Source organism: Bifidobacterium sp. POST2/T3 (B1) (assembly GCF_058197115.1).
In genome coordinates this window covers 1-14,238 of sequence record NZ_JBVPQK010000043.1, presented here as the reverse complement: position 1 = coordinate 14,238, position 14,238 = coordinate 1, and the positions used below count along the sequence as shown (strand labels likewise).

The following is a 14,238-nucleotide window of genomic DNA, read 5'->3' as shown; positions in this document are numbered from 1 at the left end:
AGTCATGGCCGGGGGATTCGTCGGCCCACCTTCGGCACCCGCCTGCCCCGCTATCGCACCAGATGCGGGATCTTCGATGATCTGACCGCAGCCCAGATTCGCCGGCTTGGCGCAGGCTGGCCACAACTAGTCAAGCCCGTCCAATTCGCGGTCGAGGATGTGCCACCCTCCGACCCCACCCCCTGGGAGGACAGGTCGGACTTCTTCTCACGCAGTTTTCCGGCAGGCCGCGGCATCCCTGCCAGGATCGTTCTCTACCGAATGCCCATCCAGAGCAAGACCCGAGACCGCACGGAGCTGGAGCTGATCATCCGCGACGAGCTTGTCCTCCAACTGGCTGACCTCTACGGGCGCGACCCCGAGGAAATCGACCCCATGTGGGGACGCTGAAGTCCGGATCTCAGGGCAGGACGGTGGAGTCGGGGCCGGAGCGAATCACAGTGGTGGTGGGCATGAGCCCGTCAGGAGCCATGACCGCCAGACCAGCCAGGCCAGCCTGGTTGACTGCGTCCACGCTCAAGCGAGCGTTCCAAACCAGTCGGGAAGAGCCATGCCCAGAGTCCTCATTCAGCCGCACGGCGGCCACATGGTCGCCCAAATCGTGAGTCGAAAGCTCATTGGCTTGACCTGCCTCAATAGTCAGCGAGCGCTCCCCCAGCTTGTTGCCCTTCTCGTCGAATCCAACCAGTTCGGCCTTAATCGGATCCGCCGATGGGTTGACCAGGGTCAGCGCAGCCTGGGCGGGCTGGGATATGGTAAGGGCCGAAGAGGCGGCAGCAGTTCCCGCAGGAATCAGAGCCAGATCGGACTGCGACTGGTCCTGGCTGCTCTGGCCGGTCACCTGCAGGACAGCGCGGACAGGCCGGTCGGCATGCACCTGCAGGGCCAGCTTGCCATCAGGCACACCACCCAGGTTCACCGCCGTGGCCTGAGAGCCTTGCAGCTCCACCCGCCGCAAGGATTGCTGACCGCCTTCATCCACCCAGGACAGGTCTACCGCCGTGGCATGGGAGCCCTGTAGAAGCAGAGTGGCCTGGTCTGCACCTCGCAGGCCGGCAATGACCAGATCACGGCCGGGAGCCCGCAAGGCGGCCACCTGATCCGATCCGCGTGGATCAAGCCCAGACATGACATTAACGGAGACCGACATAGCCACCGGGGCCTGGGAGCTGCGAGCCCGGACGTAAATAGCCTGCTGGCCAGGGGCCGCAGCAGACAGGTCGTATGCTGCATGGCTGCCAGGCGCCACGGTCATGGTCTTGCCGGTCTCCAGAGACAAGTGGCCAGAGGAGTGCGAACCCTGGACCTCAAGACTGATTACCGTGGCTTTGGATGACGGATTGTAGGCCACTAGCCGCTGGGTAGTCCCCCTGCTGGTGGCGGGCAGCAGGAAGTCCGCATTCATGACGGCCCGGGGGCAGGCCAGCGCCTGAATCCCTCTAAGATCCCCCTTGGTGGCCCATGAGACCATGCCGGCGGCAGCCCCCGTACCGGGCTGGGATTTGAGCATCCGGGAATCGAAGGCAGTGGCCGAAGCGCCAGGGTCGAGCGAAGCGGCCATGACCTTCTGCCCGTCCAAGAGATCGGGATCAGTCACCATGGTGCGTCGCCCACCTCCCATTGGGGTCAGGCTGGAACTACCGATGGATCCGAAGGCGGCGGCCGTGACACGGGAGCTCAGATCACCCTCCGATGCCTTGAACTGGTCATCGCCGACCTTATCCTCGTCCGCTACCGCCATGCGAGCCGGGCAGTAGGCCGCCGCCTCCCGCTGGCTGACCCGGTTGGAAACGACTGCCGACCCTTGGGCACCATCAGCCAGTGAGGCCGGAGGCGCCCAGATCAGCAGAGTGGCAATCAGGACCGCCACTAGGGGCGCCGTAACCAGAGCGGCCACCAGGGATCCCTTGCTTCGTGCACTCATAGCTGCTCCCCTCCAAAGTAGCCCGGACGCGGCAGAGCCACCAGGCAGTATCCCAGCAGGACCAGGCCCAGGGTCCACAGCCAGACCCTCCTCCAAGTGCTGGCCTCTACTTGACTGACTCCGGTCATGTCAACGCCCACATCCTTGCCGGACTGCGAGCTCAAACGGAAATAGGCTCCCTGGACGTTGGCCACCACCTGCTGAGCGCCATCGCTGGCGGTGATGTTGGACACCAGGTCGTCGTTGGGTGTAGACCCCAAGCCCGCTGCTCCTGAACGGTCGACAGGCACATAGATTCCACCGAAGCCCAGGTCGGTCACTGCGGCTACGGCCTTGGAGTCGGCATTGGCCATTAGGGCCGCCGCCGCATGCGAGAGGACATCCTCGCCGGCCATCTTCCTGCCGTTCACCCGCTGGGCACGCAAGGCAGGCGAGGCATCGATCAGCTCTCCTCGTGTGGTGTGTAGACCGGTGTAGGCCACGCGGCCATGGGAGGGCGAGGTCAGCACCAGCACCCGATGGGATGGATCCTTGTCCAGGTAGTCCACCGCCACAGCCGGAAGCTGACGGCCATCCGCTGACAGAGGGCCGCCGAAAGGCGCCGCCAGACCGACCACTGCCACTCCAACAGTGACCAGGGCTAGAACCAAGCCTAACAAGAGCCTCAAAACCCGTCCGTCGCCATCAACCGCAACTGTGGAGGTTGAGGAGGACTGCGCAGGAGGCAGAGGCGGGCGATCAGCCTCGCTATCATCATGCCCGGGAGCAAGAGGTGAGAAGGGACGGACGGCCCTGCCAGCCAGGAGACCCAGACAAGTCAGCAGTCCCATCAAGGCCATCATCATGCCGGGCAGGACCGAACCGGCCACCGGACCGGTCTGGTCCAGGCCCGTGCAGACTGCCTGCGAGACCAGCGCCAGGATCAGACCCAGCAAAACCGTAATCCAAAGAATCCTGGCCGCCCTGAGCACCCGAGGCACAACCAGAGCAACAAAGGCCAGCAGGGCCACCGCCAGCAGGCAACAGGCCAGCGTGGCCGGACGCCAGAGTTCAGGCCTCCACCTGACAGGCAACAGGGCCGAAACATCCATGCCCAGCAGGCGGGCCAGCAGTTCCCCCAAGCTCCCGGTCCTGGGCTTGCCGGTCAGGTCTGCCGAAGGAACCATCAGGTCTGCAAAAATCTGCCTCCAAAGCCCCTGATTGGCATGATGCAGGGAGTTAACCAGGGTGGGCATCAAGGACAGCACCGAAGGCAGGGGCATCAGAAGCAGCATGATCCGATGGGCTGGCACCAGGCAGATCGCCATGATGAAGAGTGGAATTATAGCCAGCATGAGCTGGGGTTCGGCTGCTAGGACCGGAAGGAAGCAGACGGAGGCCAGAGCCGCCTGCTGCACCGAAGCCTTGGGGTGCACGGGAGCCTCGGTCTGATACAGCCCCACGGCCTTGAAAACGAAGGCAAAGGCGGCAGGCATGAAGGCCATGACCGTCAGCATGGGCAGCTGCAGACCATCTACAATGCCCAGGGCGAATGCCAGGCAAGCCCAGAGCAGCCCCAGCAGGACTCGGATGGGATTGGACCTGGTGACCACGCCGGCCAGAGCCCAAAAAGACAGAGCGGCCAGTCCCATCTCCGTTAGGAGCATCAGGGCCATGGCCTGGGCCACATGACCGCCGGTCAGCAGAGCGAATGGCAGAAGGACCAGAAGGAATGGAGCAGGAACGGCGGGCTGTCCTACGCCTCCGGCCCATGACCAAGAGGTGGTGGCTGCCGCCAGCAATTGGGACCAGTCGGCTCCTGACGAGGGCAGGAAGGGCGCATGAATAGCCCCTCCCGAGAAGATGGAACGGCACAAGGGCCAGTGGGTGGCCACCAAGGCCACTAAGACCGCTATGGTCATCCCTGAAGCCCAGGCCAGGCGACGCAGGAACTGCTGGCGCAGATGAGCCAGGGCCAGGTGGCTGAGCATGGGATGCTCCTGTTGGTCGTGGAAGGCCTGCCTGCGCTGACGCCACTGCCGGATCTGCTGGCCGTTGGCCTGAAGAACGTCCAATCGACGGGGACCGCCATGGCAGGCGGAAGTCAGACGGCGACGCATGGTCAGCAAGGCTGCAGGACGGGCGAGGATCCGCCAGGGCGCGCACAGACGGCAGAGGGCCCTGTAGGGCCGCTTGCTGATAAGGTCAACGGCCATGAACCAGAGCGCCGCCAGGACCCGCCAGAGCCAGACCAGCAGCCACCAAGGCAGGGCAAAATCGGTCAGCAGGTAGCGCTCGCGAGCCATTATGGGGCCCATGGAGGCATCCAAGGGACGGTCGGGCTGCACCGGCCGTCCATTTCGGTCGCGCAATCCGTTCATCCGAGCACTGGCATGGGCCATCCGGACGCTGGGCACCACTACCACACGTCCCCCTGACAGGCATATGCGGCGGCAAAGGTCGTCGGCTTGGCCAAAAGTGCTCGCCCATGAGCCTGGTCCACCCAGGTCCTTCATGGTCTGCATGGGCACCAGGGCACCAGCCAGACTCACCGCAAAGACATCCTGGCGTGCGTCATACTGCTCCTGGTCGGGCTCGCTGTCCACTACCAGGCTCACCGTTCGGTGATGATAGGCATACCGACCCACATCCCGTAGTCCCTCGCCCTGCCAGTCATACTGCTTGGCACCCAACAGGCAAGCAGTGGGATTGCTGTGCCAGGTGTCCACCAGCTTGTCCAGGCAATGCTTATCCATCGGACGGCAGTCGTCGTGCAGAAGCCAAAGAGCGCGAATCCGACCAGGCAAACGGGCATAGCCAAGCGCCTTGCCCACGGCATCGCCGAAGGAGGATGCGCCTCGGGCGCGAACCACCTGCACTTCCACCCGCGCTGACCCGTCTACCGGGAACTGCGCATAGAGAGGCTCCACAGTGGCCCCCGAACAGTCCGCAATAACTAGGATCCTGGGCAAGAGGCTCTGTCGCAAGAGGGCACGCAGGGTGTCTGGTAGATAGGTCAGGTCATGCTCGACCGTGATCACCGCCGCCACAGCATCCTCAACATGAGGACTGGCGGCAGGTGAACATTCGTTCATGACTGCAGAGAGGACCTGCCGAACATCCTGGGCTTGAGGCGCGACGAAACTCATGCGTTCCAGTCTACGCAATCCAGGTCACCGGAGCCTCGCTCGGGCACTTGCGGCGATTCAGACCTGACGCTGCGCGCGCATCCTCTTCTTGTAACGGCGGCGCTCCCGTTCACTCATGCCGCCCCAGATGCCAAAGCGCTCGTCGTGTTCGACCGCCCAGTCCAAGCATTGCTTCCGGACCGTGCAGTCAGCGCAAACCCGTTTAGCCTCCTGAGTGGAGCCTCCCTTGCCTGGGAAGAATGCTTCCGGGTCGGTCTGTGCACAGAGCGCCTCGCTTCGCCAGGATGGTCCGATGTTGACTTCGAACCATTGCATTAGCGGCGTCAGCCTGTTTTTAGTTGTACTGCTGTATCGAGTGTCTATAAAACCACTCATAGCGACCCCCCAGTCCCTAGTGTGTTTACACACTTTTATTACAGCCGCTACGGAGGTCTTCTGTCAACCCCTAAATGACTGCAAGCGCAACTGAGCAACACGTCGAGGAGGCCGTATCGCCCGAAGAGGAGCTGCGGATGGGGGTCAGACTATACTGTGACTGGTTCAAGCACGCGTCACCGCCATCCCGGTTCTTCCCGCCGGAATGACCCCTACAGCGACAGCCGATGAGGAAGGCATAACCATTGACGTCCCCAACCAGAAAGATGGGTCTGCCCAACATCAAGGCGGGCAGGAACGGCAAGCCCCAGCACAGCGACGGGTTCCGCAGCAGCCACTCCCTGCGTACGGGCATCTGTCTGGCCCTCACCTTCGTTCTTTGCTTCCTTGCCTCAACGGTGGCAGCCTTCTGGACCGACATCAACGGGCATATGCACGTGCTCGAGCCCATCAACCTGACCCAAGCGCACAAGGCCCCGGAAGACATCTACAAGGGCAAAACCCTAAATGTTCTGGTGCTGGGCCAGGACACACGCGACGGCAAGGGCAATTCCGAAGTGGGCGGCAGCGGGGATGGTCTGGAGGAGAACCACCAGTCTGACACGGCCATGGTGGTCCAGATCGCAGCCAACCGCTCCTATGTGAACGTGGTCTCCATCCCCAGGGACTCCATCGTGAATGCGCCGGCCTGCGTCACCAGCAATGGCAAAACCATCCCAGCCCGACGCCACGTAATGTTCAACTCCATTTTCGCTGAGGGCTACAACCAAGGAGGCGACGCGAACTCAGCCGCCAGCTGCTCCCTGGCTGCGGTACGGTCCCTGACCGGCCTTGACATCCAGCAGTTCGTGGTGGCCGACTTCAATGGATTCAAATCCATCATCGACGCCCTGGGCGGTGTTGATGTGTGCATCCCTAAGGACACCTGGGACGGCTACACCGGCATCAATCTGAAGCGCGGGCTGCACCACCTGGACGGGACCCAGGCCACTGAGTACGCCCGCATGCGACATGGGACCGGCGCCGACGGATCGGACATCATGCGCACCACCCGCCAGCAGTACCTGATCAAGAGCCTGGTTAACGAGGCAAAGACCGTTGATATTTATTCCGACCTGCCCAAGGCCTACCGCCTTGCCACCACATCCATGTCGACCCTACAGCTGAGCGAAGGCCTGGGCAGCTTCCAGACATTGCTAGGCCTGGGCAACTCGCTCAAGCATATAGACACCGCGCACATCTACGCCCGGACCATACCTGTCGAGGAATGGTCCCAAGACAGAAACCGGGTGGTATGGACCGAGCAGGCTGAAACCATCTGGCACCTGCTGCGTCAGGGCAAGCCACTAACTCAGGCCAATGAGGAAGCCGAGTCAGCATCTTCGTCGCGCACCTCATCATCAGACACATCTTCGTCAGACACTCAAGCGAACAACGAGCAGAAGCCCCAAGACACCCAAAGGGCGCAGAACAATACTCAAACCCCTAGCAAGAGCTCTGTAACTGGGGCCGCCACCCAGACTCCATCTGCCTCCGCCAGCGCTCTGCCTGAGCCGGATCCACGCACGGGACTGATCACCATGCCCGACAAGACTCTGATCGATCCAAGCACAGGTGGAATCGTGGATCCGAACGACGGGACCATCAAGGATGCGAACACCGGGCAATACATTGGCATGGCCGATCGCTACCTGTTCGCCACAGTCTGTGCGGTTCCGGCGCAGAGATAGCCGATAGACCCACTTGGGTCGTTCAGGCATGCTATTGCTTGCCTAGTCGGTCAAAGCTATGGAGGTCGAAGGCATGCAGACTGGAACAGACCAAGGCGGACAGGAACAGGAGCCACCCAGCTTCATGCCCTCCAGGCATCGTCGTCCTGAAGCCGCCCCTAGCGCTCCTGCCTCCCCGGCTAGACGCAGCGGCAGGCAGCAGGAGCTTCCCACTTTCTCGCCCTCCTCAGGGACCAGCACGACCCGAACAGCCAGACGCACCAGCGGCTCCTCACGGACCACACGCAGGCCAGTGGCCCAGGCTGCTCCCAGCGGGAATGGCTGGGGCAATGGCAGCAACCGAAGCAATCGTGGCATGCTGTCCGGTGCTGCCCTAACCCGCAGGCATCCAGTGCGCAGGTTCGTAGCCATACTGCTCCTGGTCATCCTGCTTGCCCTGGTCGTACTGGCGGGCTGCGGATGGTTCTGGATCAATGCCAAGCTCACTCATGAGCAAATGCTGACGGACGCCCCAGGTTCAGGGGCCACCACCTGGCTGCTGCTGGGGTCAGACCAGCGTGACGGCTCCCCGGGAGCCGGCCAGGACACCAGCATCACCGGTTTCCGGACCGACACCATTCTGGTGCTGACCAAGCCCAAGCAAGGAGCTGCTTCCCTGATTTCCGTCCCCCGCGACTCTCTGGTCAAACAGGATGGGAAATACATGAAGATCAACGCCGTGGCATACACATCGGGCTACCCCTCCCTGACCAGCCAGATCGAGGACATCACGGGCCATAAGGTCGACCATGTTGCTCTGATCCGCTTCGGGGGTCTCAGCAAGGTAGTCGATGCCATAGGTGGCATTAACCTCTGCTATGACGCGGACGTTAATGACCCACAATCCGGCATGGTCTGGTCCAAGGGCTGCCATCAGGCCGATGGCGGCATGGCCTTGGCTTTCACTCGCATGCGCTACTCGGACCCCAAGGGTGACTTCGGGCGGGCAGAGCGGCAGCGTCAGACCATTTCGGCCATCACCTCCAAGGTCCTGCAACCTTCGATCTTGCTCAATCCCGCCGCAGCTGGCAAGGTCCTTTCGGCTGGCTTGGATTCCTTGATCGTGGATGAGCGAACCAACGCCATAGACCTGGTGCGCATGCTCTTGGCCTTCCGCAGCGCCAGTGGTGAAAAGGGCATCACCGGAAGCCTTTATTGGACAAACCCCAACTACTACCCAAACTGGCGCGTCGGTTCCACCGTGCTGCTAGACCAGGCCCGCAACACTGACCTGTTTGAACAGCTAGCCCAGGGCAGTCACGCTCCCGGCACCGTAGGTGGCATCTGACAGCAACATCCGACAGGCGTTTCTCGAGTCCTTTCAGGCCCATCCATATTCGACCACATGCCAGATTCGCTTTTGCAATCAGCAGCAGGATCTTTCATGCTGAAAGCATGACTAAAGCCCCTTCGCTCACAGCTGCACCCCCCGAAGGGGTGAGGGTCGGCCCAGAAACCTTGAACGAGACTGAGAATGACCATCCGCACCCTGCCAACAAGGGCAGAACACAGGTCTTTCTGACCCTTGTTGCACAGACGGCTCCGGCTCTGGCACAGGCGGGCATGATCTGGTACGTGGTCGCCCAGGGCCGTTGGATGCTGCTTCTCTTCTTGCTGCCCAGCCTGACGGGCACTCTGGCCATGGTGCTTTTAAGCCTGCTGCGAGCGCATCGTCAGCCACCGTCCGCTTCACCGGCCCGAGCGCAAGTGGAATACAACACAGCATCGGGTCGTGCATTCCCATCGACGACCACAGAGGACCAAATCCGCCAGGAGATGACCCAGTTGGCATCCTACCCAGGCCCTCAGCTGGAGTCCCGGCTCTTGGGATCAGGGGCTTCGGGAGCACATGGCCAGCTTTGGCAGAGCATCGTCCACACCTGGCTTGCCGCATCAGGTTCTACAGCCCCGGCAGTCATCGGTATCCGTCCTGATCACAGTCCGCTAGTCATCGATCTACCCAGCGACGGACCCCACGCCCTGGTAGCAGGCACCACCGGATCAGGCAAATCGGTCTTCCTGCAGACCTGGTGTCTGGCCTTGGCCGCCAGTCAGCCGCCGGACCACCTCAATCTGGTCCTGTTGGACTTCAAGGGCGGTGCCGGGTTCGGTCTGCTGGCACGACTGCCTCACACCGTGGGCTGCGTGACCAATCTGGATCTGGACCGGGCCGTGCGCGCGCTGAACGGTCTTCAGCGGGAGTTGGAGCGACGTCAGCGCCTGGTTGCCGGAGCAGGAGTGGAGAATACTGCCCTTATGGCTGACCCACCGGCACGACTGGTGGTGGTTATTGACGAGTTCCAGGCCCTGCGCCAACTTCTGCCTGACTATCTGGACAGGCTGACCTCGCTGGCCTCCCAGGGCAGGTCTCTGGGTATGAATCTGGTGGCCTGCACCCAGCAGACCATGGGACAGGTCAGCGCTCAGATGCGGGCCAATATGAACCTGGGCATCTGCCTGCGAGTGCGGGACCCCCTGCAGTCCAGGGAGCTGCTGGGCTCCTCCTGCGCCACGGCAATTGACCCAGCCTGTCCAGGTCAGGGCTTTCTGGAGCGGGGACGGGGTCCACAAGCCTTCCGCACCTGCCCAGCAGCTGACCCGCAGGCCCTGATAGACCAGATCATCAAGGCCAGTCTCTTCTGCGGCAGCCGACCGCCTGCACCGCTCTTCTCGCCTCCCCTGCCTGAACACGATCCAGCCTACGGACAGATCCTCTGGCAGTCAGGATGGCCCCTGATACCTCTGGGACGCATCGACGACGGGGTCCTGCTCCACCTCTATCGCCTGCCGCTTAAAGGTCATACGGCCCTGATCGGAACTCGAGGCCGTGGCAAAAGCAACCTGCTGGCCCTGCTGGCTCGTTCCCTGCTACCCCTGATGAAGCCGGAAGCCCGGCCAGAGTCCAGCTTCGATCTGCGCATAACGCGGCGAACAGGCCACGGCTACAGCAGCAGGGACTTTGCAGGTCCAGTGCCAGCACCGCCTCATAGTCGTCAGAATAGCAAGCGTCGGCTGGTCTGGATTCTTGACGATGCCCAGGATCTGCTGGATCCCCTCAGTCGGGATCCTCTGGCCCCGCTGCTGCAGGAGGCTCTGGGGCAGGAGGGAACCAGCGTGGTCCTGGCTGTGGATACGACCAGCGCTCTGCGCAGACCGGAGCGTTTCAGTCGTCGTCTGGTGTTCCCCTGTGGCGAACGGGGGGCCGATCTGGCAGCTGGCATCCCTGCCGATCAGCTGGCCACCCTATCCTCCCGAGCCGGCACCATTCCTGGACGGTGTCTGGTTCTGGAGGCAGGTCTCGCCATTCCGCTACAGGTGTTCTCTTTAGCCGTAAAACAAACGGACCCTTGAAAAAAGTCACTCATCGTGCTTATCTTGCTTAGGGTAGTGATAAAGCACCGATAAAAACTTCTTGGAGGCTTAGGTAGATGAGTAATGCGTTTGATTGGCGCGCCAAGGCTGCTTGCCGTGATAAGGACCCTGAGCTGTTCTTCCCCGTTGGCAACACAGGTGCAGCCTATCAGCAGATCGAGGAGGCCAAGGCCGTGTGCCGGACCTGCAAGGTCATTGACGCCTGTCTGAAGTGCGCGCTGGACACCAATCAGGATTACGGCGTCTGGGGCGGACTGAGCGAGGACGAACGCAGGGCTCTGAAGCGCCGGGCCATGCGTGCGCGCAGGTCCCAGGCCATGCAGATGCAGTCCTGACTTTTTCCGATTGCGTCAAATAGAGAGGGGCGACGGCTTGATGCCGTCGCCCCTCTCTATTTCTGAAGAACACCCTTCACTACAGGATTCCGAGCTACAAGGTTCAGGACATCACACGTCCTGGGCCACGCGCAGCTTAATGTTGATGACCACCCGGGTGCCACCATCCCGACGAGGCTCCCACTTGACCGTGCCGCCAAAGTCGTTGGTGACGAAGGTGTTGATGATCTGCGTGCCCAGCCCAGACCCGGTGGAACGAGCCTGTCCCTGATCCGACTCGGTGCTGTAGCCGTTGCCGTCATCCTCGACCACCACATTGAGGTTGTTGCCGCCCCGGCCTACCGATATGGTGATATGTCCCTCGTCACGGCCCTCAAAGCCGTGTTCGACAGCGTTGTTGACCAGCTCGGTCAGCACCAGGGACAGGGGTGTTGCATCCTGGGCGGGCATCATCCCGAACTTGCCTACATAGGAGATGGTGATGTGCTGGTCGCTGGTGGTAGCCAGGTCCACGCTCATCTTCAGCAGGTTGGCAATCACTTTGTCGAAGTCCACAATCTCGTCGGCGGTTTGGCTGAGGCCCTCGTGAACCACGGCTATGGTCTGGACGCGGCGCTGGGCCTCCTCTAGCTCCTTGCGGACCTCGTCGGACTTGGTGCGCCTGGCCTGCAGCCGCAGCAGGGCTGACACTGCCTGAAGGTTGTTCTTGACCCGGTGATGAATCTCAGAGATGGTGGCATCCTTGGTCTGCAGCTCCTTCTCCCGGCGACGGAGCTCGGTCACGTCCCGGCAGAGAACGATGGCGCCCGTCCTGCCTTGCTTGCCATACAGGGGCAGGGAACGCATGGAGACAGCCGACCCGTTGGCATCTAGCTCCGAGTCCACAGCCGCCTTGCCCGACAAGACCAACGGCAGAGAGTCGGGAACGGGATCGTTCTCCTTAAGCAGGGAGGTGCCGATCTCGCTTAAGTATTGGCCAATCATGGTCTCCACTGAGCCCAGCCGACGGAAGCAGCTGATGGCGTTGGGCGAGGCGTAACGCACTACGCCACTTGCCGTCAGCACAAAGAAACCATCGGCCACCCTGGCGTTGTGACGCTGGTTGAGCACCGAATCCGCGTATGGGAACTCGCCGCGGGTGATCATCTCGAAGAGTTCTTTGCCCGCGTTGATGCTCTCGCTCTCGTAACGGCCGTTGGACTCGCGTGTGGCCATGTTGGTCTCGCGGACCACCAGGCCCAGGGTTTTGCCCTGGTGACGGATAGGGGCATAGACATCGCAGACCGTGGCGCGGCCGATGGTCCGCAACTTGGTGGATCTTAGCACCCCCTTGGACTGCATGGCTGCCTCCAGCTCCTCGCGGCGATCGGCGGGGAAATGCTCTCCGACCACGTCTTCGGTGCGCAGAGACATGACCGTAGAGGGCCGACACTGCTCGGCCACAGTGAACTCCCCGTCGCCGGTGCGCAGCAGAAGCAGCAAGTCGGCAAAGCTTAGATCGGCGATGACCTGCCAGTCGGCCACCAGGTGGTGGAGCCACTCGCGGTCCTCCTCATTGCAGTCGTCGCAGGATGCCAGAATCTCGGAAAAATCAGCCATGCCCTCCATCATACAAAGGGCCCGCGGAAGCAGACAGGCGGGTCATGCCCAAGGCGATGATGACATGCACGTCCAATACACAGGTCTGGGGTAGGGTGGTTCACGGATGTTTCGCCCCAGCTACCGGACCCTACAGGCCCGGACCAGTCAAGGGGCCAAGGGAGGGCCATGGCAACCAGGACCAGCGAGGACGGCAGACCGCCTGAGGACCAGGAGGTCGATCCCGATCTCGAACGCCGTCGCCAGCAGCGCCGCCAGGAGCTGACCTATCTGCGCCGGGATGCGGAGGTGGCTCACGAGGCCCATCTGCAGGCCAGGGCTGACGCAGTGCGCGCCAAGGCCAAGGCCAAGGCTGCGCGGATCATGGCCAAGGCCGAGATTAAAGCCTCACGAATCGAGGGCATCCCCGACATGGAGATCGAGCGCAAGGTCCGCCTGGATGTCCACGGCCGCCCCAAGCCACTACTGCGCGGCTGGATCCACGCTGTGGCCGCCCCTTTGGCCCTAGCCGCAGGCATCGTCCTGATCTGCCTAGCCCACGGCACTGGCCTCAAACTGGCCTGCGCGGTCTTCATGGTCGCCTCACTGGCCCTCTTCGGCAACTCGGCCCTCTACCATCTGGGCGACTGGACCCCAGGTACCACAGACGTGCTACGCCGCTTGGACCACGTCAACATCTTCCTGCTTATCGCCGGCACCTACACGCCTATTTCCTTCGCGCTGGACCCCTTCTGGCGGCGGATCATCATCCTGGGCATGTGGGGGGCCAGCTTGGTGGCCATGATCGTACACGTCTTCTGGATCGATGCTCCCCGCTGGCTCTACACTCTGGTCTACGTGGTCTTCGGAGTCTCGGGGGTGGGCTTCCTGAAGCTCTTCTGGGACTCCCCCATGGCCGGTCCGCCGGTGGTCTGGCTGATCGTGGCCGGCGGCCTGGCCTACATCCTAGGGGCGATTGTCTACGGTCTGCGTCGGCCGGACCCCTGGCCCCGGGTATTCGGCTTCCATGAGATCTTCCACTGCGGCACGGTCATCGGATACGCCTGCCACATCGTGGCCATCTACCTGGTGGTCTGCAACCTACGCTGAGCGGCTCTCCAGCCGAACCGCCCTTTCAACAAAGACCATCGGCCTGACTCACGAACCAAGTGGTCATTCATAGAGCAGTCACCCATAGACGAAGCCGCCCCCCGCCAATCATGGCGAGGAGCGGTTTCATTCAGGCCGGACTGGGACAATGAGGGACCGTCCCGCTACTTGAGGGGCTGGGCATCCTTGACGGTGACCGAGATGTCCTTACCATTGGGAGCCTTGTAGGTCACGGTCTGACCCTTCTTGGCGCCCATGAGGGCCGCGCCGATGGGCGACTCGGGGCTGATGACGTCGTAGTCGGTGGCCACAGTCAGGTCCCTGGAGCCCAGCACATAAACCATTTCGTTGCCGGCCATGGTCAGGGTCACCACGGAGCCGTTGCCCACCGTGCCCGCCTTGGGGGCCTTGAGGATCTTGGCGTTGCGAAGCTTGACGATCAGCTCGTTGATCCGCCCCTCGTTTTTGCCCTGCTCCTCGCGGGCAGCCTGGTAGCCGCCGTTCTCGCTCAGATCACCCTCGGCCCGAGCCGCCGCGATGCGTTCGGTAATCTCGTCGCGGTACTCGCCTTGACGGTGGTCAAGCTCCTCCTTCAGCTTGTCGTAAGCGGCCTGTGTCAGCAGAATCGTCTTTTCCTCAGCCATGTG

11 protein-coding genes are annotated in these 14,238 nt (G+C 62.2%); 6 read left to right on the top strand and 5 right to left on the bottom strand.

The annotated features are described in order from the left end of the window. Positions 1–390, top strand: a 390-nt coding sequence (locus AC0AP0_RS03635) for a metallopeptidase family protein (RefSeq protein WP_490429419.1), incomplete at its 5' end; no start/stop codon positions are given. 10 nt (positions 391–400) lie between these two features. Here AC0AP0_RS03635 and AC0AP0_RS03630 read toward each other — a convergent pair. The 3 genes from AC0AP0_RS03630 to AC0AP0_RS03620 form a co-directional block, all read right to left on the bottom strand. Next, the gene (locus AC0AP0_RS03630; protein ID WP_490429418.1) at positions 401–1,924 is read right to left on the bottom strand and encodes a DUF5719 family protein; all 1,524 of its coding nucleotides are present in this window, start codon (positions 1,922–1,924) and stop codon (positions 401–403) included. Further along, positions 1,921–4,998 carry a glycosyltransferase family 2 protein gene (locus AC0AP0_RS03625; protein ID WP_490429417.1) on the bottom strand — a complete coding sequence of 1,026 codons (3,078 nt, stop codon included), beginning with the start codon at positions 4,996–4,998 and terminating at the stop codon, positions 1,921–1,923. The genes AC0AP0_RS03630 and AC0AP0_RS03625 overlap by 4 nt, the downstream gene beginning before the upstream one ends. 111 nt (positions 4,999–5,109) lie before the next feature. Continuing rightward, positions 5,110–5,367 (bottom strand): WhiB family transcriptional regulator, encoded by a 258-nt coding sequence (locus tag AC0AP0_RS03620; RefSeq protein ID WP_029678496.1) that lies wholly within the window; start codon positions 5,365–5,367, stop codon positions 5,110–5,112. A gap of 305 nt (positions 5,368–5,672) precedes the next feature. Here AC0AP0_RS03620 and AC0AP0_RS03615 point away from each other — a divergent pair, with 305 nt between their 5' ends. From AC0AP0_RS03615 to AC0AP0_RS03600, 4 genes are all read left to right on the top strand, one after another. Beyond that, positions 5,673–7,157, top strand: a complete 1,485-nt coding sequence (locus AC0AP0_RS03615) for an LCP family protein (protein WP_490429416.1) — start codon at positions 5,673–5,675, stop codon at positions 7,155–7,157. A gap of 73 nt (positions 7,158–7,230) precedes the next feature. Next, a complete protein-coding gene (locus AC0AP0_RS03610) occupies positions 7,231–8,484 on the top strand; it encodes an LCP family protein (protein ID WP_445342752.1) in 1,254 nt (417 codons plus the stop codon). 170 nt (positions 8,485–8,654) lie between these two features. Then, the gene (locus AC0AP0_RS03605) at positions 8,655–10,547 is read left to right on the top strand and encodes an FtsK/SpoIIIE domain-containing protein (RefSeq protein WP_490429415.1); all 1,893 of its coding nucleotides are present in this window, start codon (positions 8,655–8,657) and stop codon (positions 10,545–10,547) included. Positions 10,548–10,624: 77 nt separating this feature from the next. Further along, on the top strand, positions 10,625–10,903 hold the full coding sequence (locus AC0AP0_RS03600) for a WhiB family transcriptional regulator (RefSeq protein ID WP_015021978.1): 279 nt from the start codon (positions 10,625–10,627) through the stop codon (positions 10,901–10,903). 111 nt (positions 10,904–11,014) lie between these two features. On the opposite strand, the gene AC0AP0_RS03595 is transcribed toward AC0AP0_RS03600, so the two are convergent. Beyond that, positions 11,015–12,502, bottom strand: a complete 1,488-nt coding sequence (locus AC0AP0_RS03595) for a sensor histidine kinase (RefSeq protein WP_490429414.1) — start codon at positions 12,500–12,502, stop codon at positions 11,015–11,017. Between the two features lie 168 nt (positions 12,503–12,670). Here AC0AP0_RS03595 and trhA point away from each other — a divergent pair, with 168 nt between their 5' ends. After that, positions 12,671–13,591: a PAQR family membrane homeostasis protein TrhA gene (trhA, locus tag AC0AP0_RS03590; protein ID WP_198208450.1), complete on the top strand. Its 921-nt coding sequence runs from the start codon at positions 12,671–12,673 to the stop codon at positions 13,589–13,591. A gap of 164 nt (positions 13,592–13,755) precedes the next feature. Here the strand turns inward: trhA and AC0AP0_RS03585 are convergent, their stop codons facing one another. Continuing rightward, complete coding sequence (locus AC0AP0_RS03585) at positions 13,756–14,235, bottom strand: GreA/GreB family elongation factor (RefSeq protein WP_254477392.1); 480 nt, start codon at positions 14,233–14,235, stop codon at positions 13,756–13,758. Positions 14,236–14,238 lie beyond the last annotated feature (3 nt).

Excerpts from the sequence above, each read along its gene's own strand:
- AC0AP0_RS03620 (WP_029678496.1), bottom strand. The coding sequence starts at position 5,367 with ATGCAATGGTTCGAAGTCAACATCGGACCATCCTGGCGAAGCGAGGCG.
- AC0AP0_RS03625 (WP_490429417.1), bottom strand. The coding sequence starts at position 4,998 with ATGAACGAATGTTCACCTGCCGCCAGTCCTCATGTTGAGGATGCTGTG.
- AC0AP0_RS03600 (WP_015021978.1), top strand. The coding sequence starts at position 10,625 with ATGAGTAATGCGTTTGATTGGCGCGCCAAGGCTGCTTGCCGTGATAAG.
- AC0AP0_RS03595 (WP_490429414.1), bottom strand. The coding sequence starts at position 12,502 with ATGGCTGATTTTTCCGAGATTCTGGCATCCTGCGACGACTGCAATGAG.
- trhA (WP_198208450.1), top strand. The coding sequence starts at position 12,671 with ATGGCAACCAGGACCAGCGAGGACGGCAGACCGCCTGAGGACCAGGAG.
- AC0AP0_RS03610 (WP_445342752.1), top strand. The coding sequence starts at position 7,231 with ATGCAGACTGGAACAGACCAAGGCGGACAGGAACAGGAGCCACCCAGC.
- AC0AP0_RS03585 (WP_254477392.1), bottom strand. The coding sequence starts at position 14,235 with ATGGCTGAGGAAAAGACGATTCTGCTGACACAGGCCGCTTACGACAAG.
- AC0AP0_RS03630 (WP_490429418.1), bottom strand. The coding sequence starts at position 1,924 with ATGAGTGCACGAAGCAAGGGATCCCTGGTGGCCGCTCTGGTTACGGCG.